This window comes from Ketobacter sp. GenoA1 (genome assembly GCF_003671475.1).
In the GTDB taxonomy this organism is placed as follows: domain Bacteria; phylum Pseudomonadota; class Gammaproteobacteria; order Pseudomonadales; family Ketobacteraceae; genus Ketobacter.
In genome coordinates, this window is record NZ_RCHM01000032.1 from 130,783 (window position 1) to 156,777 (window position 25,995).

Here is a 25,995-nt window from a genome sequence, read left to right on the forward strand (position 1 = left end):
ATGCAGCTGTATCCCTATTTTCAGGAAGAACACCAACTGTTGCGGGAGCAGGTACGCCGCTTCGTGGAAAAAGAAATCGTACCCAATGGCGACGCCTGGGAACAGGATGGCTGCGTGCCCCGGGCGCTGTTGCTGAAAATGGGTGAACTGGGCTTTCTGGGGTTAACCCATGAAACCGCCTATGGCGGCAGTGGCCTGGATGTACGCGCCGCCACCGTGCTGGCAGAAGAGTTGGGCCGCAGCAGCTATGCCGGGGTCACCATCACTGCCCTGGTGCACACCAACATGGCGTCGCCCCACCTGGCGCTGGCAGGCAGCGCCGAACAAAAGCAGCGTTATCTGCCGGATATTATTCAAGGCAAATGCATCACCGCTGTTTGTGTTACCGAAGCGGCCGCCGGTTCTGATGTGGCGGGCATCAAAACCCGGGCCCAGCGCCAGGGTGATGACTGGATCATCAACGGCAGCAAACTCTTCATCACCAACGGTGTGCACGCTGATCTTTATTTTGTGGCCGCGAAAACCGATCCCGGCGCCAAAGGTTCCCGCGGAATTTCCATGTTCATGGTGGAAAAGGGCAGCCCCGGGTTCAGCGTGGGGCGCTCGCTGAAAAAACACGGCTGGCGCAGTTCCGATACCGCCGAACTGTTCTTTGATGATGTGCGTGTACCGGCTGCCAACCTGCTGGGTGCTGAAAACCGGGGCTTCTATGCGGTGATGAAAAACTTTCAGCACGAACGTATTATGCTGGCGGCCATGGGGGTGGGGGAAGCGCAGAAAGCGCTGGATCTCACCATTGAAACCGTCAAGCAACGGCAGGCCTTTGGTGGCCGTCTGTTTGACAAGGATGTGGTGCGCATGAAACTGGCCCAGGCCCAGACCCAGGTGGATGCGGCGCGCAATTATCTGTACTACGTGGCCTGGCTGGATGCGCAGGGTGCAGATTGCATTAAGGAGGTCTCCGGCCTCAAGGCCTGGGCCTGCGAAGTGGCCAATCAGGTCATGTACGAATGTGTACAGCTGCACGGCGGCATGGGCTTTATGGAAGAGAGCGTGATTGAACGTATGTATCGCGATGCCCGCGTACTCACCATTGGCGGCGGTGCCACCGAAGTGATGTACAGCGAAGTGGCGAAGCGGTTATGAGTCTGCGCTATCCATTCCAGCAGCCTCCGGGAGCGGGGCAAACCGTATCCATAACACCGGATATCAAATGGCTGCGCTCCCCATTGCCCCTGTCTTTGAACCACATCAACTGCTATCTGCTGCGGGATCAGAATGCCGCAGGGGAGCAGGGCTGGTGCATACTGGATACCGGTATGAATGGCGACGCCGCCAAACAGCAATGGTTGGATGTAATCGAAAGCCAGTTGGAGGGTGATCCCATTACCCGGGTCATCGTCACCCATCATCATCCGGATCATGTGGGGCTGGCGGGCTGGCTTTGCGATGCCCATCAGGTGCCGCTGTACACCACCGAAACCGAGTATTTCTACACCCGTGCTTTCAACACCGCGCCGCCGCAACAACCTTACTGGGAAGTACAACGGTATTTCGATCAAACCGGCATTGCTGAAACGGATCGCAAGGCGTTGCTGGCCAACCAGGATTACAATCATCTGGTCTCCGCAGTGCCTGCCGCCTTTCATCGTCTTAAGGACGGGGATCGTATTCAGATTGGTTGCCAGCAGTGGGAGGCCATTACCACCCGCGGTCATGCACCGGAACACCTGTGCCTGTACTGCCGGGAGCAGAATATCCTGATTTCCGGCGATCAAGTGTTGCCGAAAATCACCTCCAACGTGAGCGTGTCCCCCAGCCAGCCGGCGGACAATCCTCTTCAGGACTGGATCGAGGCCCATGCCACCATGGCGGCGCGGGTACCGGATTCCGTCCTGGTGTTGCCGGCCCATCAACTGCCGTTCTATGGCTTGCATGCCCGCCTGCAGGCGGTGGTCGATCATCACCAGGAGCGCCTGAGTGCCCTTTTGGGATTATTGCAGGAACCCAAAACCGCCCAGCAAATTACCCGTGAGCTATTCAATAAACCATTGGATTCATTCCAGAATTTCCTGGCGGTGGGGGAGGTGGTGGCGCATCTGCATTATCTGTTGCAGCAGGGGCGGGCGAAGCGAGAACTGGTCGGTCATATGTATTACTATGAGCCTTCTTGATCTTATTTGTCACTCAGGGGGAACATCATGAATCTGGAACAAGCCACACTGGCCGAATGCTTTGACGCCGTCGTTAACCAGCGCCGCTCGGTGCGCGGTTTTCTCAAACAGCCGGTTGCGCGGGAGCAGATCGAACACATCTTCAGCCTGGCGGCACGGGCCCCTTCCAACTGCAATACCCAACCCTGGGCCACCCATGTGGTGGGGGGCGAGAAACTGGAACGACTGCGCGATATCCTGCCGGTGAACACCCTGCGTGGCCGCATGACCCTGGATTACCCCTATGAGCCCAAGTACCACGGCGTCTATCAGCAGCGCCAGTACGATGCCGCCAATCAAATGTACGCTGCCGTGGGCCTGGAGCGCAAAGATAAAGAGCAGCGTCAGGCGGTGTTCCTGCGTAACTACAGTTTCTTTGGTGCGCCCCATGTGGCGTTCCTGTTTTTGCCGGAGCATTTCGGTCTGCGGGAAGCCGCCGATGTAGGCATGTACGCCCAGACCCTGATGTTGGCCCTGACCGCCCACGGACTGGCCAGCTGCCCGCAGACCTCCCTGGGGTTCCATGCCGATGCGGTGCGTGAGGTATTGGAGGTGGACGCCAGTCAGAAGTTGTTGTTCGGTATCTCGTTTGGCTACGAGGATGCCGCTGATCCCATTAATAACACCCGAATGGGGCGCGCGCCGTTGGCGGAGACAACCGTGTTCCATGATTTATAACAAGAAGTCGTTTATTTTCAACAAGGAGAACAACCATGTCCAAACAGATCGATTGCACCTGGGATTTTGTGGTAAAGGCCCCCGGCGGTAAGGAAGAAAAAAGCATTGTGAGTTTAAAGTCAGACGGGGAAACCCTCACCGGCACTATGAACAGCGAAGAATACGGTGTGCAGGAAATCGAAGACGGCAAGTTCGACGGTGAAACCCTTACCTGGAAAAGCAAAACCACCAAACCCATGAAGCTGACCCTGAAGTACACCGCCACCGTGGACGACAATAATCACATGAGTGGGTTTATCAAGGTGGCCATGGCCAAACTGAAGTTTACCGGGACTCCGATACAGGCCTGATTGACCCACAGCCCAAAACAGTTCCCTGCGCTATTGGCTGACGTAACCTCGTTCTAGCCTGTTGAATAGCTCCGGTGACCCGGTGAATGGCCCCGGTGAATGGTCACCGGCGCCGTATTCTTGTAGGCTAGCCTCTGTCTGAAGAAACAGGTAGAGGAGTCAGGGAACGTGGAAAGAATTGGGCACAAATATATCGATGCTGAATCAAACCGGGTGGTGGATGTCTGGTTTCCGAGGTCGAACAGGGCCATTTCGCGAAATTGCCTGGCCAAGAAATACGGTGTGCTGAACGATGCGTTTGTTACCGTGCCAATCGGAGATTTGCAGGCACCACCGGCAACGGTGGAAGACGTCTACTTACGTCTGCATCTTTTGTCTGAATGCCAGGTCAAACCCAATGAAGTGAATTTGCAGGGCCTGTTCAGCTTGCTGAACAATGTCGCCTGGACGTCTGCGGGGCCGGTGCTACCGGAAAGAGTAGAAGCATTAAGGGAGTTGATCGCTGAAGAAGTTCATACGTTCTCGGTGCCCTCCATAGATAAGTTTCCACGTATGTCAGACTATGTGATTCCGGATGGGGTCAGAATTGCGGACGCCGACCGGGTTCGCCTTGGTGCTCATGTCGCCAGTGGCACCACGGTGATGCATGAAGGATTCATAAACTTTAATGCCGGCACGCTCGGTGAGTCCATGGTGGAAGGCCGCATTACGCCAGGCGTCATTGTGGGCAATCACTCGGACGTTGGTGCAGGTTCCTCCATAATGGGCACGCTCTCCGGCGGCGGTAAGCAGGTAAACTCCATTGGCGAGAACAGCTTGCTTGGTGCCAATTCCGGTATTGGTATATCCCTGGGTAATGATTGTGTTGTGGAAGCCGGGTTGTATGTGACGGCTGGAACCAAAGTCAGGCTGCCTGATGGCGAGGTGGTGGCTGCACGCACATTATCAGGGCAATCCGGGCTGCTCTTCAGACGTAACAGCCAAACCGGATGCGTTGAAGTGTTACCAACCGGTGGTACGGAATGGGGCGGTTTAAACCAGGATCTACATAACAACTAGTAGAAACTGCTTCCAATTGAACTCCGCTTTTTTGCTGTGCAAACCGTTGAGTGTTTTATTAAACAGAGGCTGTGTTTCGTCGTCGAGGTGGCCGTGTCAATTAAAGAGATAACCGAGGATAGGTGGGATCAAATTGTCCAGCTGGAGGCCGCCGCCTATTCTGATATTGCTCCCGAATCAAAAGAGACGCTCAGAAGTAAATGGCTGGCGTCACCGGATTTGTGTTTTGTGTTTGAGCAAGAGCAGGCAGTGGTTGCGTATTTGCTGGCCCATTCCTGGCATTCAATAGCGCCCCCCAACCTGTTTGAGCCCCTGGCTGAAACAAGTGAAGGGAAGTATTTATTCATCCATGATCTGGTGGTGGCCACATCCCACGCCGGAATGGGGCTGGGCAGGATGATGGTCCAGCATTTACTCAATCAAACCAGCGTCCGGATGTTTGAAAGCGCGCTACTGGTTGCCGTGCAACATTCGCAAACTTTTTGGGCTAAGCAAGGTTTTAGCCCGGCTCCCGAGCAAACGCTGAGTGACGCCTATGGCCCGGGAGCTGTATTAATGCACCGACCGCTCGCAGCACTGTAACAACGCTCTGTGCGCTGCATCCAAGATTCAGGGCTGTCCGGGTTTCTTATGCTCGATGAACGAACAAACCTTTGTAAAACGAGAGCGTCATGAAGATAAAGGTGAAACGGGTTTATGATGCCGCCGCTCAGGGTGACGGCACACGTGTGCTGGTGGATCGGCTGTGGCCAAGAGGGCTGGCCAAAGACAAGGCCCATATCGATGCCTGGGTAAAGGCGATTTCACCATCAACCGAATTACGCAAATGGTATAACCACGATCATGATAAGTGGCCGGAGTTTAAGGCGAGGTATTTTCAAGAGCTAAAGGCAAACGAAAATTTGATCGCAGAGTTTCTGGCTGACTATAAAGATAAACAGGTAACACTGTTGTTCAGCTCTAAAGAGGCCAGATTCAACAATGCCGCTGCCCTCAAAGAGTATCTGGAATCCAGGTAACTGGCAGTGGATACAAGGCAGATCCAATATCCGGCGGGCTGCATGATTCGACCATATAACCAGAATGATTACAATCGGATCTGTGAGATCTATAACGCCTCCAAACTGGATGAGTTAAGGTATGAAGCTACCCCCTTTAAGCTGCTGCCCCTGGAGCGTGACAGTAAGCGCAGAAAGGCGCTTCTGGAGTCCGATCTCTATGTCTATGAGCAGGGCGGGATCATAGGATTTACAGCTGTCCATGATTTGGAAATCAGAGCTTTGTTTGTGTGTTCCCGATATCGGGGAATGGGGGTGGGAGAGGCTTTGTTACGGTGGGTAGTGGATAGGTTCCCTGGTGACTTGTGCCTGTACGTGGCCTGCTCCAACAGCCCCGCCATTGCTCTCTATGAGAAACACGGGTTTCGGTTAACGGATACCTATCTTACTGAATACAACTCAGAGCCGGTGTGGGCCGGCAAAATGGTGCGCCAGGTCCGTTGATATAGAGGGTCTGGTGTTGATTATATTATGACACTGAGCTTACATCAGGGAGAACCCAGTGAATGAAACCTGCATTTCACCCAGGCAAAAATATTGCCATGAAAATTCCTACTCACGAGTATGAGCATACCCTGCGATTTTATCGGGAAATTCTGCGCTTTGAAGAGCTGTCGGCCCGTCACCCGGATGACACACCCAGATTCCGGTTCGGGGATAAGGTTCTGTGGTTGGATTGCATGCCGGGCTTGAGTCAGTCCGAAATCTGGTTGGAGGTCCTTACCGACGATATTGAGCAGGCCGCAGACTATTTCAAAGCCAGTGGCTGCCAGCGCAGAGATGAAATTGAACCGCTGCCCGAGGGGATGAAGGCATTTTGGGTGTCCAGCCCGTCCAATATCATCCACCTGGTTACAGAGGGAAACAGCAATTGAAGGGCTCGTGCGTTTCCTGATAAAGCGGCAAAGAAAAAATTGCATTGATGGGCTGCATTAACGGGTGGGTGAAATTTCAGGAGCACGTAAGGCTCAAGCCCGGTTACTGCTGATCAGAAGAGGCGTATAAGAGACGCGGAAAGCAAACATCTTATTGCATCAAGCAAGCTTGAATGAGGTCATGCACATACGGACTGTGATAATATGTTCCCGTTCAGCTTATGTTAATTTTGAACGCGCTATTCTTAGTGCGGTTTCGCGATATAAATTTTAATTTGGGGATAAGCATGAAACTGAAAGCCATTCTAATGTGTGCTGTTTTATCGTGTGCGCACACAGCCTTCGCAGACGCTGACCAACCTGATCTGGATAAACTCACTGAAATTCTGGGCATATCCCTGCTCAGTTCCAAAGCCGAAGTTGATGCGATGATCGCTACGACGGGTAAAAATTGGCAGTGTCAAAGCATTGATAATCCAGAAGTAAGGCGCCCCCATGGTCGCACCCGATTTGCATATTGGAGCAGAACCTGTACGTACCAGAACCCGGCCAACCTGGTCCAATCTCAACGGTTTAAGGTTGAAGCGGTAGGAAACTCTATCTATCACTTATCGTTTGAAGATCGCGTCTTTGATTCTATCAGCGTTGCTGAGTGGAAAAAGCAACCTGCTGAACTCAAAATTTCATATGGGCCTGGTCTCGATGAGGCGCACACCGAAGTGTTAAAAAATCAGGATGCGTCCTCGCCAGGGCAATATAGGGAAATTGACGCTGGTTTAAAACTTACCATTGATAGTGAATGTAGTGGCAGACCGTTCGATATCGCAGTCTCCACCATTACGATCGAGCAAGGTGCTGTAACGACTGCTCGCTTCATTGCTGAGTATGAGAATTTCAGGGGTATGTGCCCGGAATCATTTACCAAAAAAAACTAGAACGCCTGACCGCCCATGCGGGTACCTGAACGTATTGATTCCACATAGCCAGGAGAGTTTAGAAAGCAATGACCTATCGACTGTTGCATCGTTGTACCTTGTTGAGTGTCCTGTTGTTTGGCGCATTTTCTTCACAACTCTCTTCAGCCAGCACGCTAACCATTGAAGACATCAAACCGGACATCATCGCCCAGCTTCCTGCTCACCTGGAACTCACCGGGATTGCCTTTAACAGCCTGGAAAATGCCGGGAATAATATGCTGCCGATTTACAAGGCATCGATGACAATCAAGGCCACGTTGAAAGAACCGTTGTATACCGTGGATGGCAATGAAAACGGGAAACTTCGTTTGCACCAGAGCATGTCGCCCGGCGCCCCCGTATCCCACACCGCCACCGTGATTGCCATGATGCCCGGGGGGATCAACACAGAACGCAAGGTAACGATGGTGCTTGACGAGAACGGGCAATTCAATAAACAATTCCCGCGGTCTGCATTTCCTGCAGGTGGCTACACCATTGCCGCTGCGCAACAGCCATCATCGGCTACCGTCACGACGCCGGTTGCAACAAGCCACCAGCCGGATATGACGCCGCTTCGAACCCTGGTTGCCGCGCAGGATGCGGACCGGGAAATCTGGGGAAGAATGACCCAGGATTACCGCAATGTGGCACCGGCCAACAGCCCTATTGTGTTGAAGAACATCGAACTTACCGGAAACAAAGCCAAAGGGAAAATTGAATATCCTGATCTTGAGAAATCATTTGATGTGAGCATTGTCCCGCTTGGCAGCCACATGATCGGCTTGCGTTGTGTACCGAAAGAAAAATTCTGTAATTTCTCCCTGAACTATGAGGAGAATGTCCGCCTGTATTCGACCCGTCATGAATTTTTATTGAATGCGAACAAAAATGCGAAAGTAAAAGAGGACATGCTTCAGCAGAGTCTGCCTTGGGAACAAAAAGTCGCCCCTGAGAACCTACTGCAGCTTAGCAACACCCTGTGGGATGTCAGCACCGGCAAGTTACTGGACAATAACTGGATTGCTGACAGTCTTCGCCCTATTGAAGAGTTGCCCGGTAAGTACTGGCCAGCCGAGAATGATGGCCGCAGTGCTGTTCCTGGCGTTTTGCCCTTCATCCCCTATGCAACGGCAGCACCGGGCACGCCACAGATCAGGCCGATACCGGAGCCCAAAGACGGCGATCTGTTTGTGTCCAGGGATCTGCGGCGATTTATTGAGGTCAAGCAAGGTGACCTCTGGATCGCCACCGTCAATTGGCAGGAAGGCAGCTTTTCCTCCCCTAAAAACCTGACAAACAGCGGTGAGTTGTACCAACCTCAGATCTTGGCCTGGTACGGAAACGAAATCTATCTGCATACGAAAAAGCGAATTGACAAGCCTGTTCTGCGCGTCAACACTGACACTGGCGCGACGGACACCCTGCCGTATTCACAAGCATTAATGGGGCGGTACGGTAGCCCGGACGGCCGTTATAGAATCAATCATGGCGATAACGACAAGCTGCTCCATGTTTATGATCTCGCCACCCATGAAGAGTTCACCATGGACGCTTACCATGCCTACCGCCGTCAAGGACTGGTCTCGAGGGATCACACCGCAGGTGTCGAAATCAACCCGGATTTCTGGGTCAGCAGTATGGTGTTTTTCAGTGGCAGCGCTTGGTATGACCTGGAAAAGCGAGAGCACAAACTCATCACCGATATACCCGAGTTTATTGCGAAATTTCCACGCTCGGTCAGTGCCCGCGATGTTAGCCTGGTACCGGGTGGTGACTATATCGACATTCGTATAGAAGGCTACGATGAATTCGGCAGCGGTGAGGCAGCACGTCCGGCCCTCAAAAAGCAGCGTTACCGAATTCACAGAATGACCAACGAGATTACCCCGTTGCCTGAACTGCCAGCGATTGGATGGAACAAGGAGGCGGTGTGGATCGATGCAAACCGCTACGTATTTTATCGCTCCGAAGGCTCACCTGAGGAGATCGGCTTATGGCTCTACGATATTCCGACCGAAACCTCGACCTTGATCAGTCAATTAACCCCCAATCATAGCTTCAGGGCCAAAAATCCCCTGTCCGGAAACCTCGAACAGATCGGCCCATTCAATCCGGTGTTTAAGGAGAGCCCGTTTCTGGTGATCACGGATCACGAACGCGTCGGCTTTACCACGGAAGTGGATGGGAAATTCGTATTCGCCCTGGTTTCACTTAAAGGTGAAGAACCCAAGTACCTTGAAATACCAAAGCAGAAAATGCGTTCTAAAGTGGCAACACTGTTCATTAACGATCCGGTCTCACTGGAGCGCAACCAGACTGTTGCGATCACCCAGGTCGCAGCGCCGACCAAAAGTGTTGGCAGCAACAGCAAACCATCGATCACGAAAGCAAGCAAGGGGCACAAAGCGTTGGTCCCTGTCACGGCACGCAGTACAGACCTTTCCCTTGATAACATCAAACCCCATCAGATTCCCCTGATACCCTGGGAAGCGCAGGCCAACTATTTTGCAGCCTTTCCCTTCCACAAGGGTGACTACGCTTTAATTCAAGACCCCTCGGCAACCTTCCGTGACTTGTACGTTCGCATCCATCAGGGAAAGGCTTTACTGGGTGCCGCACCGGAATACGATGTTTTCCCGCGCTATGACCAGCGCAAGCAGTTTGCGGACGCATTCAAGGGGCGGCTTGCACAGTCCACGGACTATTACGGCTTGCTATGCACGCTGAAAAATCAGCGCGGTGAATTTACTCCGGACAAAATCAGCCACCGGGATAATTATGGCAACTACTACGCTGCGAAAAGCGGATTCCAACCCTACACTGTGCTCACCGCCCTGGCCTACAGCGCCATAAAATCCGACCATTTCGGCCAATACTTTTGCGCAGACTCTGAAAATTGTGGTGGTGAGGAAGACAAGGCCAGATGGTTGGCGCATGTGAATGTTCACAAGGCCTGGGGCGGCCTTGATGCCAGCGAGACGGATTCACGACAGGCACTTGCAAGCTTTTTGGACAAGGAACTCCCCAAGCTGTTTGAGTGGGCTGACTCCCTGTCCTGTGATGTGGCGTTGACGGTTCCCACTCTGGCGGGTGGTTATGATGCTGCGACACAAGCACTTAATTTCACTTATGTGGCCACCCCGTTCTCAGTGCCGATGCCCAAATCTGAGTTGCGATCGATTCTTAATAAACCCAGGGAATACCTGTCGGCAGAGAGAAACGTCTCCACACCGCAGGGTACCCCGCTTAAGTTCTTCGCGGTCGTGAATGGCAGCTTCTCCAGAGCGAGCTTTGGCGGGTCATTGTCGCAAGGTTACGGCGTTGGCGCGCTCCCCTATTTTCTTGCGCTTGATACCGACAACATCAGTATCTTTGCAGACGATCTTTTGACTGATGAGGTAGGAAAAGCCAACCTCCCCGCTGGCACGAAGATAAAAGTCATCAACGGCAGTAACGTTAAATAAGAACAGTCAATCCTGGGAACAACACCCGTTGTCCCCAGGATCGTACTTAAGTTGAATCGGCGCATGCGATCCAGCTGTTGCGAGGTGAACAGTAATCGAAGGCCCCGAGTATATCCTGATAAAGCGGCCCTGATAGAGCAGTAAAGAGAAAGTGCGCAGTGGGGGTGGGTAAAACGTCAGGAAGACGTTAGACTGTCACCAGGAGACTGATAATCAGATGGACGGGCCCGGTTCGCCACCTGATTATGCGTTGGTTCATTAACAGCTTTGTGCTGCATGGAAATGGAAACGGAAGTATGAGTTATCTCATGGAAAGATCAAACCGATGTATTCTGATGGTGTTCTTGTGTTCCCTGGTGTTATTGTCCGGCTGTCGCCGTGACAGTGAAGAGCCGACCCTGTATGACAGTGAACGGCCCTATCGTCTGCCTTACACCTATGGTGAAGACCGATTTGTGATTCAGGGGTACAGTGGGCCGTTTGGGCATTCTGGTTTTGAACTGGATTTTGTCATGCCGGTAGGGACACCGGTGCTTGCAGCCCGGTCAGGGGTGGTAACCGCTGTTCAGGATTCTCAAAGCGGTAATTGCCCGATCGAAAAAAACTGTTCGAATAATTTTGTCTACATTGATCATCTTGATGGAAGCTACGCGGCCTACCTGCATATCAAACAATTCGGAGCCTGCGTTTCGTCGGGTATGGTTGTCAACCAGGGCGATGTCATCGCATTGTCCGGTAACGTCGGCATCAGTGCTTTACCCCATTTACATCTGGGTATTATGCCGTTCAATGGCGAGCCGCCTGCCTTTGCCGATGTTAATCAGTTTGGTTCCGGTGTGCCGGAGATGGGTAACTTCTATATGTCGTTTAATCGGGTAGGTGAGGACTATTGTAATGAGTAGATTGATGCTGTCAGTGATCCTGGTTGGGCTTTTGGCTGGGTGTGCAACCAATCGGTACGTTGTGACTGAAGGCACATACAGCGCATGGAAGGGCGAACGAATGTACCTGCGTAAGAAAACCATCCTGGTGGATACCAAAACCGGCGCTACCTGGGGCCTGGCTTATGATGCAGAGAACAAAGCGTTTACCCGCGACGGCTACGGCTGGGAAAAACTACCGGTAAGGGATCATATTGCTGTTGAAGGCGAGGTCGCCGATGCCCCGACAGAGCAAAACAAGTGAGCCATTTAAGGGTGTGTAGTGGATCAACAATGGATTGGTGATAAAGACAATGAAAATGAAAGTGGCTTTCTTCTGTTATTGCTTTAATGCGGTCGGACTGTTTGCGTTTGGTCTGATTTACACTTTCAGTGGCGAGTTTCTGCCGTTTCACGCTAATGCCATAGGGCGGCAATGGAGCAGCCTGAGTGATCCGGTCCAGGTGTTGTACCTTGGTATGATGCGTACCGAAGGCGCGGGTATGCTGGCAGCGGCCGTTGCCATCGGCATATTGTTGTGGATTCCGTTCAGGCGTCGGGAGCCTTGGTGTTACTGGGCCATGATGGTGATAGGTGTGGTAGAACATGTGCCCAGTATGGTGGGCGCTTATAATACATCCCTGGCCACCCCGGCTTCTTCACCCTGGCAGCTTAATTTGCTGGGTATTGTACTGTTGCTGGTGGGCCTTGGCCTGGCGTTGAAGAATGGGGCAAACGCAGCGCCAGCGAAGGTGTGATCGGCAGAGCCGGGTGGACGGGTGTTTGCCATAGGCTAAACTGAATGAATCAGTGAATACATCGGCCCTACTGGCTTTCAACTACCTGGATGTCGGCTCCCGTTCCGTGGAGTACTGGTATTAGCGATGAGTCGTACCAATATTGTTTTACAGATCAATAAGGATCTGGTGGCAGGAGACTTACAATTACCGTCCCTCCCTAAGGTTACCCTTATGGTCAGAGAGGCCGTTGCCAATCCTAACCAGGATCTTTCCAGCCTTGCCAAAGTCGTGCAGACCGATCCGGCATTTTGCGGGTATCTGGTGAATTCCGCCAATTCGCCCCTCTACCGCGGCATTGGGGAGTTGCACAATGTGCAGCAGGCCCTGTCACGCTTGGGCATGAAAACCACTCAGAATCTTGCCATGACCTATGCTGCACGCAGCTTGTTCAAGCCCCGTAATCGGGCATTGTCCACCTGGCTTACGGCCATTTGGAAGCAAAGCACCTTAGTGGCTGCGTTAGCCAAGGTGATGGCGCAACACAGTCAGGGTTTTGATCCCGATGAGGCGCTGTTGGCGGGCCTGTTGCAGGATATCGGCATGCTGCCACTACTGGATAAAGCTGCCCGGGATGTTGCCTTGATCAACGATGCAGCGGCAGTGGATGCCCTGTTGAAGCAGCACTCTGCCCGGGTGGGGGCCGCGGTGTTGCGCCACTGGGGTATGGCTGTGAGTTTTCAGAATGTGGCGAAGCACCGTGAAAACTGGTTGCGCGAACACGATGGTGAGGCGGATCTGGTGGATCTGATTTCATTGGCGCGCATTCACAGCTATATCGGTCAACCCCAGATGCAGGTGCTTCCCCGTATCCATCAGCTACCGGCGTTCCGCAAGCTCGAACTGGGGGAACTGGGCCCCAGTTTGAGCTATCGCTTTATTGAACAGGCCGGGGATTCCATACGGGAAACCCAATTGTCACTCAGTTAACCCATGCGGCATCGAATGCGTTGCGCAATACCGTGCAGGGCAGGGTATTGGTTTCGATGGATGAATTCACCAACAGTACCGCTTCCACCTGAATGGGGAATTTCATAATACAGCCCTGCTGCTCGCGCCGTTCGGGCCATTCCACAGAATCAAAGTACAAGGCGCCGGCGTGTGCCTGGTAGCGTCCGTGATCACCGGACAGACTCCAGTTGTATGACCAGCCCAGATCCAACAGGTCCATCAGTTCACGCATGGAATCCGATAAAATCCGGTCGCTGTAGCGCAGGTAGGCCATGAATTTGGCCAGTTCATAGGCCGACAGATACCAGCCGCCGGAACCACAGGAGAGCGTCCAGTTGCCGGCTTCTGCACCGGTGCCGTTGGCTTCGAATACGTTGTAATAGCGGGTGGGGTCGTAATCACCGGTAGCACTGACGCAACTGGGCTGGTGAATGTCGAGGGGGAGAAACACGTTCTCGGCCACATAAGCCTGGTACACCGCTGCTGCCTCGTTTGCATCCAGCGCATTGATAGGCTGGCCGGCCGCTTCCCACAGAGCCGGGATGATGACGCGAAACAGGGCGTAGTTGATGTTCGAGTAAGACTGATTTTCTTCACCACCGTGAAACTGGGGCATGATGCCGTATTCCACCATGGCTTTCAGTCCGTTCCATTTCACCAGATTGAGGGCAGCGAATTCCGCATCGAAATTCTGGATTGCCATCGCGGTCTGTTTGATTCCGGATTTGTGGGTAAGCAGATCGTAGAACGTGATGATTTGTGGATTGGCAAAGCCGTAGCCTTTCGTCCAATCATCCGGTAGCCATGGGCCCACCGGGTCAAACACATTTAAATCGTTCAGCTCCAGTAATTGCAGTACCGCCACCGCAGTGATGGTCTTGGAAATACTGGCTATGTTCATGCGCTTGTATTGGCTTTGTGCCAGATAGGAGTCGTTGTTATTGCGGGCGGCACCACGTCCATCAGAGCGGGAATGTTTTTTCTTGAAGTTGATAACATAGGCGTAGCCCACGGTTTCACTGTCCAGTTTGTCAATGATGCCCTGCTCGAATTCATCCACATCGAACACAGGGCCGCCGCTGGTGATGGTGGTGCTGGGTTGCATAATGCCTGCGCTCTGTTGCTGATACTGCGTGGCCAGTTTCAGCAACAGATACGGGTTCGGCTCAGGTTCGGTGCTGGTGATGTTGTCTACGGATTTACTCACGCCGGTAAGGCTGCGATACCAGCTCAGCAGATCGGTGCCCAGGAAAGGCAGTTGGGTGGGATAGGGCAGAGCCCCGTTGAAATCCTCACTGTTTTCATAAGAATATTCCGCATCCAACACCAGGTTAAGCGAGGGCTGAGTCTGTATCTGTGCGGTAGTGGTAGTAGTGGTAGTGGTGCTGCGTGTTTGTGCCAGCAGCACTGTGGGTACGGATGCGATCGTGGTAAGCAGACAGGCTAATAAAATTCTACTGAAAATGGCGTCCAGGCCAGCTGGTGCATGGCCACGATGGTCAGCGCGTGGTTTGCCGTTGGTCATTGTTGATTTCCCTTTCAATTCGTATGATGTATTGAGTCATTGTACGGTCTGTGTCGGTTGACCTCGGTTAACTATTGCCACAGGCGGTCTGCATTAATCACCCTGAAGTAATAGCGAAGGTCCTACAAAAAGGGTGTGATAATTCGCAATTTCCATGTGGCGCAGGTGATGCCGCAACCGCCTTCTCTACGCTGCCCATGTAAAAAAGTTGCATCAAAATATAAAAATTACTGTGAAAAAATAACAAGTTGTTCGCGCCTCCCGTTGCAACTTTCGCATCGGCTACAGCGTATCTCCCTGAGACAGATCCCTTATCTGTTATTGCAACCAATTGATCATTGCCAGGGAGAAAAATATGAAACACAACACACAGTATGGAACCCGATTGCTGTTCTGCTCGATGGCGCTCACCAGTCTGTTGCTGGGCTGCGGTGGCGGAGGAGATGGTGGAGGCGGAGGCGGCCAGCCGGATGCGGGCGTGACCGCCAGGTTGCCTGCCCGCTCCACCAATATTGCCTTGACCTCCGATGATCGGCGTCTGGTGGTGGTGAATCGTCAGAATGATTCGGTATCGGTAATTCAGGTGAAAGATGGCAACGACGTCGACGTTGATGCCAAATTGGCAGAGATCAGCGTGGGTAAGGAACCGCGATATGTGGCGATCACCCCTGATGATCAGGCGGCTTACGTGACGAATGCCGTGGATGGTAGTGTATCGGTGATCGATCTGGCCGCCGCTACCCCCAAGCTGAAAGGCAACCCGATTGCAGTGGGCAGCGAACCCCGGGGTATTGCCATCACCCCCAATGGAACCTATGCCTTTGTAGCCAACCATACAGAGGGGTCGGTTTCTGTCATCCAGATCCGTACCAATCAGGTCATCAACACGGTGTACGTGGGCGGTAATCCCATGGCGGTGACCATCAGTAATGATGGCGATCTGGATGATCGTGACGAAACGGTGTACGTCACCCGTTTTTTTTCCGAACTGGCCGACCCGGTCAACCGGCCCGATGGTTTTAATGATGCCAAACGGGGTGTAATTGATTATTTCGGGGTAGGGGCGGCCATTGCTTCCGGTGCTGGCGTGGCACAGCTTTATATTGAACCCCTCGCTGACAGTGGTTTCAGCGCGGATCGCCGTCAGTTCTGTGGTAACACCCGGGATATTCTGCAGAGTCAGGGGGATGTGGTGTTCTTTAATGCGGGCGTCGATGGTGATGGCGACGGAGCCGCGTCGCTGGCCAGCGATGTGTTCTGTCCGGATAATTTCAGTGTGGATGCTTCAGCCGGCGGTGCCATTGGCCGTGATGTTCAGGGCGCCTACCCCAATCAGCTGTTCAGTGCGGTGCTGCGGGATTATAACCTATATGTGCCCAATGTGGGTGCCTCACCGGAGCCGCCGGTTAGGTTCAACCTGAATGTGCAGGCACTGGTGACCACACTGGATGTGGGCTCCGGCTACCAGGTTACCACCAACCTGAACAACCAAATCAAAACGGAAACTCCGCCTGCTGATCCCGGCACATCCCTGGCCCGTTTGTTTGCCAATGATGTGGTGGCCATTGATGCCAACAAGAGCGGCGACGACTTCCTGGTGGTGAGCCGTGGCGGCAACTACGTCATGCGGGCCACAGTGGCACCGGACGGCAGTCTTGACCTGGGGGCACCCGGTAATGTGGTGCGTTTCCAGACCGGTAACATACCCACTGGTGTGGTGATGAGTCAGGATGGTACGCGAGCCTATACCAACAACGAAGTCAGTACGTCGGTGACGGCACTGGACCTGATCGGCAATCAGGTATTGCAACTGGATATCGCCTCCAGTAACCCCCCCGCGCCCGGAACAGCCAAGCACCGCAGCCTGCTGGGCAAGCTGGCGTTCTTCACTGCCCTGGGGATGCCTGATGTGTTGGATCTGGACAAGGACGGCAACTTTGATATCGATGTGCGGGACATCCAGCCGCTGGCTTTCCGCGGCAAAGCGTCGGACAATGCCTGGAGCAGTTGCGCATCCTGTCACGATGATGGCCACAGCGATAACGTAACCTGGATATTCCCCACCGGGCCGCGCCAAACCATTGCCCTGGAAGGCACGTTTGCCAACAGCGATCCCCGGGATCAGCGCATTTTGAATTGGAATGCGGTGCGCGGCAGCGTAACGGACTTCAATAATAATTCCCGCGGCGTGCAGGGTGGTATCGGCCATGCAACGGATGTAGGGGGAGTCAATCGCAGTGCAGAGATTTTCAATCACGGCCCCACCAGCGGAATCAGTGATGCGCTGGATGCGATGACCGAGTGGGTGGCCACGGCGGTGCGGGCACCCATCATGCTGGCACCGGACAGCGATGCCGAATACACCGGCCGCCAGTTATTTGCTGCCAACTGCAGCAGTTGCCACGGGGGTGAAAAATGGACAAAAAGTTCGGTGTTGGCGTACCAGAACAATCCAACCTTTGCGGCTAACCCGTTGGCGGCCAATTTCTTTGCTCAAGGCCGGCAACCTGCACTGGACCCCAATCTGACGGTGGCCGGTCCGCAGATCGTGGCGCTGGCAATACAGGGCGACGTACTCAGGTTGCTGGATGATGTGGGTACCCGGGACGGAAGCAACCCCCTGGAAATTCGGGGTGCCGGTGCCATTGGTGGCGGCCTGATCTCCATTCCCGGTGATCCCAACGAAGGGGTGGAAGTATCACCACAGTCTACCCAGGGCTTTGCGTCATTGGGTGGTGCGGGGTTCAATGTGCCTTCACTGTTAGGGGTGGCCTACCATGCCCCTTACCTGCACGATGGCAGTGCCGCCACGCTGGAGGAGGTCTTTGATCGGCATCGGTTACCGCAATCAGGAGGGCAACCGATTTCCAGTGTGATCAGTGATGCGGATGATCTTGAGTACCTGAAAGCGTTTCTGCTGTCCATTGACGACGAGACCCAACCCTTCTGACGCCGGGCTCCGGCAGGCGCCACCCTGACGCGTTACGCGCTTTCGTCAGGGTGGCCTTTAACCTATACTGGCCAATTTTTTTTAAGCGCAATGTCGCTCTTGATGTGATGGTAATGCAGAGGAATGCATGAGAAAAATAACGGTAGTGTTGATCGTCCTGTTCATGGCTGTGGGGTGTTCTGCCATGAAATCCAACAAATACACGGATGTGAATGTTCGCTGTGAGCCGGATGCTGCGATTGCCAGTGTAAACGGTGAGCATAAGAGTTCACCTGCAACGTTCAGCGTCGTAACCAATAAGGACATTGAGGTTGCCTGTCAAAAGCCGGGTTATATTACCTCCAGCAAAACGGTTCGTACCCATATCACCACCACCGGGGTATTGGATGCCATCGGCGGATTTCTGTTCCTGGTGCCTGCCATAGGGTTGATTTCACCGGGGGCATGGGATCTGGATCAAAAAGACTTTGACATGACATTGGTGAAAGAGCCGGAGTAACGGTATGAGTCACCTTGGTTCAAGGTTGCACAGGTGCCTGATTGACCTGATGATCGTTTAGCTCAATCAGGGCTATGTTTCTTGCCATAGCTGCGGCGGATTACACAGGCACGGGTTGCTTTCCTGCGCTACACTGACACCCATAACAATAATCATTGAAAAAGGGTGTGCAGATGACTATTTCCTATCGCTTATACGATGTCTTTGCCGACGAGCCGTTTGCGGGTACGCCCATTGCCGTGGTGATGGCGGATGTTCCCTTGGATGATGCGCTGAAAACCAGGATTACGGCCGAGCTTGGCTGCTCGGAAACCGTGTTTGTTGATCCGTCCAACCCGGCTTCCCCCTTTGCGGTGTATAACGGGCAGGGTAAAACGTCGTTTGGCGCCCACACCACTTTGGCTGCTGCTGCCAGGGCCTTTGAGCTGGGCTACGGCAAGCAGGCCGAAGGCTACTCTGAGTACCTGCTGCAGGATGGTGGATTGTCGGTGAATACCTTCCGGGATGCTAGCGGGCACGGTGTCGGTGGCTTGACTCTGTTTGCCCGTCATTTTGATTTCACCACCGATCGTTTTGTGCCTGAATTGTCGGATATTGCCCGGGCCTTGAATACCGAGGTTAAACATCTCGCCTATTCCCGCTACAAACCCCGCTTGGTGGCAGTGGATACGCCGGTGCTGGTGGTACCGATGACTCGGCCTGATCACGTTGTCGCCGCGCGTCTGGATACCGGTCAGTGGGCACCATTGCTCTCTGAGATCTACGCCACGGCCATTCTCTTGGTGGCACCGGGCTCCGTGGGTGGCCGCGCACACTTTCATGGCCGTCTTGTTACACCCCACTATGAAGCCGCAGCCTGCCCTCCCATCGGCTCAGTGATCCCCGAGTTCATTGCCTATCTGTGTTGCTGCGAGGGTACCGCCATCGGCACCCACACCACCAGCATTGATCGTGGCCACCCCGCGGCCCGCCAGAGCCTGATTCACATGGAGTTCGATTACCGGGGCGGCCAGCAGGCCAAGTGCCGCATTGGTGGTAATGTGGTGCTGATGGCAGAGGGGCAGTTCGTTTACCCATAAGCGCCTCAGCGCCGGAAAAGGCGGACCGCTTCATACCGGTTAAAGCCAATGTTGTAGTGATGACTGCGGCCATAACAAAAATCAAAATATTATCCGTTGCGGAACAAAGCCTGGAAGCAAGGGGGTGCGGCTTAGCATTGTGACATTGATTGCAAAACAGTGCCTGGGAAGTCACTTGGGACATCTAATCTATGAGTACCCTGAATTATTTTGCCTATGGTTCCAATATGTCCATTGCCCGTTTGCACGGCAGGACGCCCAGTGCGGTATTGCAAGGCTGTTGCCGGCTGAACCGGCACGACCTGCGCTTTCATAAGCGGGGCCATGATGGTTCCAGTAAGGCGGATGCCTACTTTACCGGTGATGACCATGACGTGATTCATGGCGCCCTGTTCACCATCGAGCGCAGTGAGAAACCGAATCTGGATGCGGCGGAAGGGTTGGGGAACGGGTACGAGTTAAAGCAGGTAATGGTGATCGATGGCGCCGGGTTTACCATTCCGGCGCTGACCTACGTGGCCACCCAGTTTGATGTCCAGCTGAAGCCCTACTCCTGGTATTTGAATCATGTATTGGTGGGTGCGCTGGAGCTGGGCCTCCCGGAGCACTATATTCACAGTAAAATCAGCACCGTGACCGCAGTGGATGATGGCAACCGGATGCGGGACAGGGAGCAGCGCCGGATTCACCAATAGGTGGCATCAGGCCCGCCGGATCTGATCGCGACCTTTTTGCTTGGCTTGATATAGTTGTTTGTCGGCGTCATGCAGCAGTTGTTGCGGTGTGTTGCTGCTGTCTGGCACCAGGGTGGCTACCCCGCCGCTGATGGTTACGTGCTCGGACGCTACCGATCGCTGGTGCGCTATAGTCAGGGCTCGAACGGCCTTGGCGCAGTGCAAAGCCAGTGCGTAGGCTTCGTCTGCGTTGGTCTCCGGCAGCAAAATCACAAACTCTTCGCCGCCATAGCGTGCCACCAGATCCGAGGATCGGCTCGCCTGTTGCCTGAGCGCTGAAGCCACTTGCCTCAGGCAATCATCACCGGCCTGGTGACCATAAAAATCGTTGTAATGTTTGAAGTAGTCAATGTCAATCAGGACGATGGACAGGGGGTGCCGGCTACGTTGCATGCGCCGCCACTCCTGCTCCAGTTGTTTGTCGAACATCCTGCGATTGGCAACACCGGTAAGGCCGTCTTCAAAGGACATCCTTTCCAGATCTTTTCTCAAATCCTCCAGTACCTGCTCCGTTACTTTCCGTTCAGTGATGTTGCGCATGAAGATGGCAATGCCGATCGCCTGTTTGTTGTTATCCAGTATCCGTGACAACGTAATGGCCAGTACCTGCTGCTGATGGTTTGCTGTGTTCAGCACAATTTCATGTTCACTGTGGTTGTTGGCGGATGCGCTCAGTTCAGTGTAAAGGGGGCGCAGCTGCTGACCCCACTGCGGATCCAGAATGGAAAAGATGGAAAGCCCTGTAACCTGATCTGATGTCATGCCCAACAGGGCGGAGGCGGCCAGATTCCACTTAACAATCACGCCGTCCACGGCGGTGGCAATGATTCCATCGTGGGCGTGTTCGACAATATGAGACAGATACTCAAGGGACACCGAGGCACGTTGCAATGGTGAAACACGTGGTTTGGTGTTGTGCTGCAGTTTGCGGTTCAGTTGAGACAGGGTAGTGCGAAACTTTCTTTTCTTGATGGCGGCGCTCAGGCTGCGAGCAAGTGTATCCGCAAACTGGGCGCCGGTGGGATCCACAATCTCCCAGTGATGGCCAAGCGTGGATACCGGTGATTGCAGGCGATGCTGGAGTGATTTGCCGGTATCGTTCACCAGGAAAATGAAATACAGATCGTCAATGACATGGCTGAGTTTTTTGGCTGTTTCAAGGGGCTTGCGCGTGTGCGGGCCAATGAACGCGATGCAAAAATCCAGAGTGTCCTGCCGCGCCAGTACAGCAGGCAGCGTGTTGCTGTCGGCATCAATATGCGTGGGCATCGGCAGGTTGCAGCGTTGGCATACGAATGCCACCTGTTCAAAGGTTTGTTGCCAGCAACCTGCGGCGTCGATGTATAACGCGTGTGTCGTCATAGTGATTTAAATCAGCGGAAGATCCAGCAGCAGTCGTCCGCTCCACAGTTTCAGAATATCGGTGGTGGGCGACATGACATGAGCCGCCCGCGCATCACGCAGCAAGCGGGATAATTGTCCGTTTTCACGATAGGCAAAACCACCACAGCAGGTCATGGCATCATTGGTGACCGCAACCGCAAGATCGGCGGCATCGGCTTTTGCCATCAGAATCATGTTGGTTGCCTGCGGATCACCTACATCCCCCTGATACGCTGCCTGATACAGCAGACCACGGCTTTTGTGCACCGCAATATTCATTTCAGCCAGGCGGTATTGCAGTGTATGGATGTCCGCCAGGCGTTCACCGGAGTGGCTGTAGCGCCGCGCTTTAACGTGTTCAATGGTGGCATTCAGAGCCGCCTGGGCCAAGCCCAGGTAGGCACCGGCCATGGCAATGAGAAAATAAGGCGCCACCACCTCAAAGGTGTACCAGATCTGATCGCCTTCCTGCCCCAGCAGATTTTCCCGTGGCAGCCGCACCTGGTTCAATTGCATCGCCCTGGATGAGTTACCGCGCATACCCAGTCCGGCCCAGGGTTCAAGCCAGGTGATCCCGGCACTGTCCCTGTCCACGATCAGACAGGAGAAATCGCCATCTTCGGTATTTTCAGCACTGGCCATGGTGGAGATTACGTAGGAATCGGCGTGGCCACCGTTGGTAACAAACTGTTTGGTGCCGTTGACGATGTAGTGTGCGCCACTGAGGGCTAATTCGGTTTGGGGCAGATAAAAGTGGGCACCGGTACCGTGCTCAGACAGTGCCAATGTGGTGATGTGACGGTTTTCAGCGATGGGCACCAAATACTTTTCTTCGTGATAAGCAGTGGCTTTGGCCGTGATCACGGCGCTGCCCACACAATGCATGGCATAACACAGAGCCGATGAGGTGCAGCCTTGTGCTATGGTTTCACCCAGCACCGCCAGGGCCAGCAGCCCCTGCTCGTGGCCGCCAAACCGTTTCGGTACATGCAGCCCCATCACGCCGGCCTCGGCCAATGCCTGCATGCTGTGCAGCGGCCAGCGTGCATCTTGATCTGTCTGACTGGCCTGGGGGGCGATGTGGGAAAGGGTGAGTTCCTGTACCTGGTGTCGTAACCGAACAATAGACTCGGGTAAAAGCACTTCCATAAGCAATTGACATCCGTGTTCAAGCCTGGCGTGTTTCTAAAGACTAGCTTAGTGGTAATTGGGCGTCAAAATAGCGGGAAATAAACCCAATTGCAGCTGGCTATGGTCATCCGTATGATTCCTTCTATGCCGTAAAAAAGGGTACGAATCTGTGGTGACGCCAAATTCAATGTCGATTCCATTTGATGATCAGGCAACGTTTTGGCTGTTCGGCTATGGGTCTTTGATCTATAAAGTGGATTTTCCCTGGTTGGAACGCAGACCCGGGCGAATATTTAACTGGTCAAGGCGTTTTTGGCAGGGCTCCCATGATCATCGCGGTACACCGGATAAACCCGGAAGGGTGGTGACTTTGATCAAAACACCCGGGGCTGTGTGTGAAGGCATGGCCTATCGCATTACTGCCCAGGAGTTTGCCCATCTGGATCATCGTGAAAAGAACGGTTATGTGCGGCTGGTGACAGATGTGTACTTTCAGGACGCAACCCAAGCCACTGGTGTGGTTTACATTGCGGCGCCGGATAACCGTGCCTATCTGGGGCCGGCAACGGAGCAGGAGATCGCCCGCCATATTGCCGATTGCGCAGGGCCCAGCGGCGAGAACAGCGATTACCTGTTGCAATTGGCCCATGCCCTGCGGGAACTCAACGAGGTGGATGAGCATGTCTTTACCATCGAACGTCACTTATTGGCGCTGCGGTCCGGCGCCTGACACAAGGTCTAAAGGCTCCCGGTCAAGCCCCCGGTTAATCCTCCCAGTGCACGGCATTGAACAGTTGCTGCAGTTTTTTGCCCCGCTGGGGGTTGATGTGGGTCACATGGGCGATCCTGCCCGCCAGGTGGGCGCGGAAATCCGGGTGCGCGCACCGGTTCTGGCTTTCACTGCCGTGACGCACACAGTTGTGAAGAGTGGCTTTTAACTGGTCGTAGTCGGTACGGCTGATATTGATCTTTTCATTGATCACCAGGCCGGTGATGCGTTGGCTCTGTGATTGGCTGCGGACCCGGGTCTTGCGGTGGTTCAGGCAAAACCCTTCTTCCAGTGCAATGGCCCCGGTTACTGATTCAATCCAGGCTGCCTGTGGCCGCAGGGTTTCCGGGCCGGAGAAAACCAGATCGTCGGCGTAACGGGAGTAACGCAGGCCATAGCGCCTGGCCAACCCCGCCAGTCGACAATCCAGGCGATAGGCAGAGAAATTGGCCAGGGCACCGGAGGTGGGGGCACCCTGTGGCAGGTGCGGATGCCGCAGTTGCCTGCGCCGTTGCCATGATTGATCAGCAAAGGGTTTACCGGCCAGGCTGGGTGACACCCCGTGACTGCATAATCCCATCAGGGTGCGGGCCACCGCCGCCGGATAGCCAAGGGTGCGAAAAAACGCGAGCACTTTGGTGATGGGAACGCTGTGAAAAAAATCCTTGAGATCCAGGTGCAATATAACCGGTTGACCCACGTGGGCTGCAACATAGCTGGCGCAGGATCGATTGCGTACGAATCCATGAGCAGCATCGTGGGGCAGGATGCGATCCAGTATGTCGTGCAGAATCAGGCGTTGAATACGCTTGAGTTGTGATTTGGGTATTTCAATCAGGCGCTGGCCGCCACTGCGTTTATTGACCCAGCGATAGCGATAATGGTGCAGTCTGGGTTCGACCACCTGCGCCTGCCGGCCATTGATATCCGCCAGCCAGTCCAGCTCCCGTGGTTGTACTGCCAGCCACAGGGCAACGTCCTTCAGGGTATCCAGCCGGGGCAGGGGGAAGCAGCGCAGATTAGCCGGCGGCGGTTGCATTTGCGGTGTGTCCAGCAATATGCCGGGTATGTCCTGTTGCGCAGCATGTTGCCAGAAATATTCCAGTAGCGGTTCGTTCAGCAGTAATGTGGCTAACCGCTTGAAGGATGCCGGGGGCTGCTCATACAGAAAGCACAGGCGTGCCGCCAGCTGCTTGATGTCTTGGGGATGAAGCTCCAGTACGCGCCGCAGGCGATCTGTCACCGCAGGTTGTGTCCACTCTCCGTCGATGATGGACAATGCCAGCCGGCGCGCACGAACAGAATTGGTCATAGCAAAGTATCACAGCAAGCAGGGTTGCAATAAGCAGGGTTGCAATCGGTCTCCGACCAGTCTGGTCCATTCAGTACGGTACTGCGTGCAGCGCAGCGCCGTACCAACTACGGTGTGTTCTTACTGTTGAATCGCCCCCGGGGTAACCCCGGAGCTTTCACCCTGGGGCCAAGCCCCGTGATGAAACGCTCGGAGAACCGATCGCCCGGGCATGATTTCAAGTTTGCCGGGATGAGTCAAGCCGGGCGATGGGTTAGACTCACGGAACCCAACCCGAAGAGGCATTACCATGAGCGACATATATAAAACTCCCGCTGCTGAATTGAGCGCGGCCCCCGATGGTGATATGGACAACTTTGAGCGCTTTACGGCATGGGGTGTGTTTGGCCTTTCAGTGATCACGTTCGGCATTTATATGATGTACTGGTTTTACACGCGTACCCGGGTATTGAATGCCTTTCATGACAATAAAATTGCCGATGGGCTGGTATACGGCTCCCTGATAACCTATGTGGTGTACTTCGGCAGCTCGCTGTTGCCTGAATCAGTCTATCAGGAGCCGGTTATGCTCTACGGGATTGTAGCGGTCTCGGTTTTGTACCTGGTTTTTTACCTGGTGTGGCTGTTTACCTTCCGCGCCAGATTGCTGGAAATCGCCAGAAGTCATGGTGTCAACACATTCCGTATCAATCCGGCGCTGACCTTTTTCTTCCAGAGTATTTATTTGCAATACAAGATTAATCAGTATATCGACAACAAGGCGGATTAGAGGTTATTTCCATTCTGAAACAGATCACCTATGATGCAGGACCTTCTGACCAGGAGATCGATGATGACCGAGCGCAATCTGGAACTGTCTGTTACCCGTTACATTTCGGCGTCACCCGAGCAGGTGTGGCAGGTAATGACCCGCCAGTTGGCGGACTGGTGGTGCCCCAAACCCTGGCGGGTTACGGTGGATGCCATAGAATGGCGATCGGGCGGCCCGTTCAATCTCACCCTGCATGGGCCTGAAGGTGAGCTTGTTGCCAGTCAGGGCGTGTTTCTGGAGGTGGTACCCGGTGAGCGTCTGGTGTTTACCGACGCGGTTAACGCTCAGTGGGAACCCCTTGATCCTTTCATGATCGGCATCATCGAGATCAGTGATGAAGGTGTTGGTACCCGTTATGTAGCACGCGCCCGGCACTGGACGGCGGCGGCCCGCGATCAGCACCTGAAAATGGGCTTTGATACAGGCTGGTCTGCTGTGGCCGATCAGTTGGCTGCGTTGGCCGAGCTGGATTGAATAC

The 25,995-nt window shown here is 54.0% G+C and carries 25 protein-coding genes and 1 pseudogene; 22 read left to right on the forward strand and 4 right to left on the reverse strand.

What is annotated here, in order from left to right:
• The 15 genes and pseudogenes from D9N13_RS13455 (at position 1) to D9N13_RS13525 (ending at position 13,303) form a co-directional block, all read left to right on the forward strand.
• Positions 1 to 1,146, forward strand: coding sequence for an acyl-CoA dehydrogenase family protein (locus D9N13_RS13455; protein WP_290590959.1), 1,146 nt, complete (start codon positions 1 to 3; stop codon positions 1,144 to 1,146).
• Positions 1,143 to 2,174 (forward strand): MBL fold metallo-hydrolase, encoded by a 1,032-nt coding sequence (locus D9N13_RS13460; RefSeq protein WP_290590961.1) that lies wholly within the window; start codon positions 1,143 to 1,145, stop codon positions 2,172 to 2,174. Before D9N13_RS13455 ends, D9N13_RS13460 begins: the two co-directional genes overlap by 4 nt.
• A gap of 27 nt (positions 2,175 to 2,201) precedes the next feature.
• The gene (locus tag D9N13_RS13465; RefSeq protein WP_290590963.1) at positions 2,202 to 2,891 is read left to right on the forward strand and encodes a nitroreductase; all 690 of its coding nucleotides are present in this window, start codon (positions 2,202 to 2,204) and stop codon (positions 2,889 to 2,891) included.
• Positions 2,892 to 2,926: 35 nt separating this feature from the next.
• Positions 2,927 to 3,241, forward strand: a complete 315-nt coding sequence (locus D9N13_RS13470) for a hypothetical protein (protein ID WP_290590965.1) — start codon at positions 2,927 to 2,929, stop codon at positions 3,239 to 3,241.
• A 354-nt stretch (positions 3,242 to 3,595) separates the two neighbouring features.
• Positions 3,596 to 4,300: pseudogene (locus tag D9N13_RS13475) on the forward strand (DapH/DapD/GlmU-related protein); the annotation flags it as partial.
• Between the two features lie 93 nt (positions 4,301 to 4,393).
• Positions 4,394 to 4,882 carry a GNAT family N-acetyltransferase gene (locus D9N13_RS13480; protein ID WP_290590969.1) on the forward strand — a complete coding sequence of 163 codons (489 nt, stop codon included), beginning with the start codon at positions 4,394 to 4,396 and terminating at the stop codon, positions 4,880 to 4,882.
• 89 nt (positions 4,883 to 4,971) lie between these two features.
• The gene (locus tag D9N13_RS13485; RefSeq protein WP_290590971.1) at positions 4,972 to 5,319 is read left to right on the forward strand and encodes a DUF488 domain-containing protein; all 348 of its coding nucleotides are present in this window, start codon (positions 4,972 to 4,974) and stop codon (positions 5,317 to 5,319) included.
• Positions 5,320 to 5,361: 42 nt separating this feature from the next.
• Entirely contained in the window at positions 5,362 to 5,802 is a 441-nt protein-coding gene (locus D9N13_RS13490) for a GNAT family N-acetyltransferase (protein WP_290590973.1), read from the forward strand.
• Between the two features lie 62 nt (positions 5,803 to 5,864).
• Positions 5,865 to 6,233, forward strand: a complete 369-nt coding sequence (locus D9N13_RS13495) for a VOC family protein (RefSeq protein ID WP_290590975.1) — start codon at positions 5,865 to 5,867, stop codon at positions 6,231 to 6,233.
• 287 nt (positions 6,234 to 6,520) lie between these two features.
• A complete protein-coding gene (locus D9N13_RS13500) occupies positions 6,521 to 7,168 on the forward strand; it encodes a hypothetical protein (RefSeq protein WP_290590977.1) in 648 nt (215 codons plus the stop codon).
• A gap of 113 nt (positions 7,169 to 7,281) precedes the next feature.
• Positions 7,282 to 10,656, forward strand: coding sequence for a hypothetical protein (locus tag D9N13_RS13505; RefSeq protein ID WP_290590979.1), 3,375 nt, complete (start codon positions 7,282 to 7,284; stop codon positions 10,654 to 10,656).
• A gap of 308 nt (positions 10,657 to 10,964) precedes the next feature.
• Positions 10,965 to 11,558: a M23 family metallopeptidase gene (locus D9N13_RS13510; protein WP_290590981.1), complete on the forward strand. Its 594-nt coding sequence runs from the start codon at positions 10,965 to 10,967 to the stop codon at positions 11,556 to 11,558.
• A 100-nt stretch (positions 11,559 to 11,658) separates the two neighbouring features.
• A complete protein-coding gene (locus D9N13_RS13515; protein WP_290590983.1) occupies positions 11,659 to 11,841 on the forward strand; it encodes a hypothetical protein in 183 nt (60 codons plus the stop codon).
• Positions 11,842 to 11,890: 49 nt separating this feature from the next.
• Positions 11,891 to 12,334, forward strand: a complete 444-nt coding sequence (locus D9N13_RS13520; protein ID WP_290590985.1) for a hypothetical protein — start codon at positions 11,891 to 11,893, stop codon at positions 12,332 to 12,334.
• Positions 12,335 to 12,460: 126 nt separating this feature from the next.
• Positions 12,461 to 13,303, forward strand: coding sequence for an HDOD domain-containing protein (locus D9N13_RS13525; RefSeq protein WP_290590987.1), 843 nt, complete (start codon positions 12,461 to 12,463; stop codon positions 13,301 to 13,303).
• Here D9N13_RS13525 and D9N13_RS13530 read toward each other — a convergent pair.
• Positions 13,296 to 14,849: a serine hydrolase domain-containing protein gene (locus D9N13_RS13530; protein WP_290590989.1), complete on the reverse strand. Its 1,554-nt coding sequence runs from the start codon at positions 14,847 to 14,849 to the stop codon at positions 13,296 to 13,298. The genes D9N13_RS13525 and D9N13_RS13530 overlap by 8 nt on opposite strands.
• A gap of 355 nt (positions 14,850 to 15,204) precedes the next feature.
• On the opposite strand from D9N13_RS13530, the gene D9N13_RS13535 reads away from it, so the two are divergent.
• The 4 genes from D9N13_RS13535 to D9N13_RS13550 all read left to right on the forward strand — a co-directional run bounded on the left by D9N13_RS13535 (position 15,205) and on the right by D9N13_RS13550 (position 20,072).
• On the forward strand, positions 15,205 to 17,799 hold the full coding sequence (locus D9N13_RS13535) for a beta-propeller fold lactonase family protein (RefSeq protein ID WP_290590991.1): 2,595 nt from the start codon (positions 15,205 to 15,207) through the stop codon (positions 17,797 to 17,799).
• A 127-nt stretch (positions 17,800 to 17,926) separates the two neighbouring features.
• Positions 17,927 to 18,298, forward strand: coding sequence for a hypothetical protein (locus tag D9N13_RS13540; RefSeq protein ID WP_290590992.1), 372 nt, complete (start codon positions 17,927 to 17,929; stop codon positions 18,296 to 18,298).
• Positions 18,299 to 18,471: 173 nt separating this feature from the next.
• The gene (locus tag D9N13_RS13545) at positions 18,472 to 19,377 is read left to right on the forward strand and encodes a PhzF family phenazine biosynthesis protein (protein WP_290590994.1); all 906 of its coding nucleotides are present in this window, start codon (positions 18,472 to 18,474) and stop codon (positions 19,375 to 19,377) included.
• 191 nt (positions 19,378 to 19,568) lie between these two features.
• Positions 19,569 to 20,072, forward strand: coding sequence for a gamma-glutamylcyclotransferase family protein (locus D9N13_RS13550; RefSeq protein ID WP_290590996.1), 504 nt, complete (start codon positions 19,569 to 19,571; stop codon positions 20,070 to 20,072).
• A 6-nt stretch (positions 20,073 to 20,078) separates the two neighbouring features.
• Here D9N13_RS13550 and D9N13_RS13555 read toward each other — a convergent pair whose 3' ends face one another.
• Positions 20,079 to 21,473: a GGDEF domain-containing protein gene (locus D9N13_RS13555; RefSeq protein ID WP_290590999.1), complete on the reverse strand. Its 1,395-nt coding sequence runs from the start codon at positions 21,471 to 21,473 to the stop codon at positions 20,079 to 20,081.
• 6 nt (positions 21,474 to 21,479) lie between these two features.
• Complete coding sequence (locus D9N13_RS13560) at positions 21,480 to 22,643, reverse strand: acyl-CoA dehydrogenase family protein (RefSeq protein ID WP_290591002.1); 1,164 nt, start codon at positions 22,641 to 22,643, stop codon at positions 21,480 to 21,482.
• 169 nt (positions 22,644 to 22,812) lie between these two features.
• Here D9N13_RS13560 and D9N13_RS13565 point away from each other — a divergent pair, with 169 nt between their 5' ends.
• Positions 22,813 to 23,355 (forward strand): gamma-glutamylcyclotransferase, encoded by a 543-nt coding sequence (locus tag D9N13_RS13565; protein ID WP_290591005.1) that lies wholly within the window; start codon positions 22,813 to 22,815, stop codon positions 23,353 to 23,355.
• Positions 23,356 to 23,389: 34 nt separating this feature from the next.
• Here D9N13_RS13565 and D9N13_RS13570 read toward each other — a convergent pair whose 3' ends face one another.
• Entirely contained in the window at positions 23,390 to 24,706 is a 1,317-nt protein-coding gene (locus D9N13_RS13570; RefSeq protein ID WP_290591008.1) for a reverse transcriptase family protein, read from the reverse strand.
• A gap of 289 nt (positions 24,707 to 24,995) precedes the next feature.
• Between D9N13_RS13570 and D9N13_RS13575 the strand changes: the two genes are divergently transcribed.
• Both D9N13_RS13575 and D9N13_RS13580 read left to right on the forward strand, forming a co-directional pair.
• Complete coding sequence (locus D9N13_RS13575) at positions 24,996 to 25,475, forward strand: DUF4234 domain-containing protein (protein WP_290591011.1); 480 nt, start codon at positions 24,996 to 24,998, stop codon at positions 25,473 to 25,475.
• A gap of 60 nt (positions 25,476 to 25,535) precedes the next feature.
• Positions 25,536 to 25,991 (forward strand): SRPBCC family protein, encoded by a 456-nt coding sequence (locus D9N13_RS13580; RefSeq protein ID WP_290591014.1) that lies wholly within the window; start codon positions 25,536 to 25,538, stop codon positions 25,989 to 25,991.
• The last annotated feature ends 4 nt before the right edge of the window (positions 25,992 to 25,995 follow it).

Coding starts and splice junctions, on each gene's coding strand:
- D9N13_RS13570 (WP_290591008.1), bottom strand. CDS start 24,706: ATGACCAATTCTGTTCGTGCGCGCCGGCTGGCATTGTCCATCATCGAC.
- D9N13_RS13575 (WP_290591011.1), top strand. CDS start 24,996: ATGAGCGACATATATAAAACTCCCGCTGCTGAATTGAGCGCGGCCCCC.
- D9N13_RS13500 (WP_290590977.1), top strand. CDS start 6,521: ATGAAACTGAAAGCCATTCTAATGTGTGCTGTTTTATCGTGTGCGCAC.
- D9N13_RS13560 (WP_290591002.1), bottom strand. CDS start 22,643: ATGGAAGTGCTTTTACCCGAGTCTATTGTTCGGTTACGACACCAGGTA.
- D9N13_RS13580 (WP_290591014.1), top strand. CDS start 25,536: ATGATGACCGAGCGCAATCTGGAACTGTCTGTTACCCGTTACATTTCG.
- D9N13_RS13515 (WP_290590983.1), top strand. CDS start 11,659: ATGTACCTGCGTAAGAAAACCATCCTGGTGGATACCAAAACCGGCGCT.
- D9N13_RS13465 (WP_290590963.1), top strand. CDS start 2,202: ATGAATCTGGAACAAGCCACACTGGCCGAATGCTTTGACGCCGTCGTT.
- D9N13_RS13555 (WP_290590999.1), bottom strand. CDS start 21,473: ATGACGACACACGCGTTATACATCGACGCCGCAGGTTGCTGGCAACAA.
- D9N13_RS13540 (WP_290590992.1), top strand. CDS start 17,927: ATGAGAAAAATAACGGTAGTGTTGATCGTCCTGTTCATGGCTGTGGGG.
- D9N13_RS13470 (WP_290590965.1), top strand. CDS start 2,927: ATGTCCAAACAGATCGATTGCACCTGGGATTTTGTGGTAAAGGCCCCC.
- D9N13_RS13535 (WP_290590991.1), top strand. CDS start 15,205: ATGAAACACAACACACAGTATGGAACCCGATTGCTGTTCTGCTCGATG.
- D9N13_RS13520 (WP_290590985.1), top strand. CDS start 11,891: ATGAAAATGAAAGTGGCTTTCTTCTGTTATTGCTTTAATGCGGTCGGA.
- D9N13_RS13550 (WP_290590996.1), top strand. CDS start 19,569: ATGAGTACCCTGAATTATTTTGCCTATGGTTCCAATATGTCCATTGCC.
- D9N13_RS13545 (WP_290590994.1), top strand. CDS start 18,472: ATGACTATTTCCTATCGCTTATACGATGTCTTTGCCGACGAGCCGTTT.
- D9N13_RS13530 (WP_290590989.1), bottom strand. CDS start 14,849: ATGACCAACGGCAAACCACGCGCTGACCATCGTGGCCATGCACCAGCT.
- D9N13_RS13485 (WP_290590971.1), top strand. CDS start 4,972: ATGAAGATAAAGGTGAAACGGGTTTATGATGCCGCCGCTCAGGGTGAC.
- D9N13_RS13495 (WP_290590975.1), top strand. CDS start 5,865: ATGAAACCTGCATTTCACCCAGGCAAAAATATTGCCATGAAAATTCCT.
- D9N13_RS13510 (WP_290590981.1), top strand. CDS start 10,965: ATGGAAAGATCAAACCGATGTATTCTGATGGTGTTCTTGTGTTCCCTG.
- D9N13_RS13455 (WP_290590959.1), top strand. CDS start 1: ATGCAGCTGTATCCCTATTTTCAGGAAGAACACCAACTGTTGCGGGAG.
- D9N13_RS13460 (WP_290590961.1), top strand. CDS start 1,143: ATGAGTCTGCGCTATCCATTCCAGCAGCCTCCGGGAGCGGGGCAAACC.
- D9N13_RS13490 (WP_290590973.1), top strand. CDS start 5,362: ATGATTCGACCATATAACCAGAATGATTACAATCGGATCTGTGAGATC.
- D9N13_RS13525 (WP_290590987.1), top strand. CDS start 12,461: ATGAGTCGTACCAATATTGTTTTACAGATCAATAAGGATCTGGTGGCA.
- D9N13_RS13565 (WP_290591005.1), top strand. CDS start 22,813: ATGTCGATTCCATTTGATGATCAGGCAACGTTTTGGCTGTTCGGCTAT.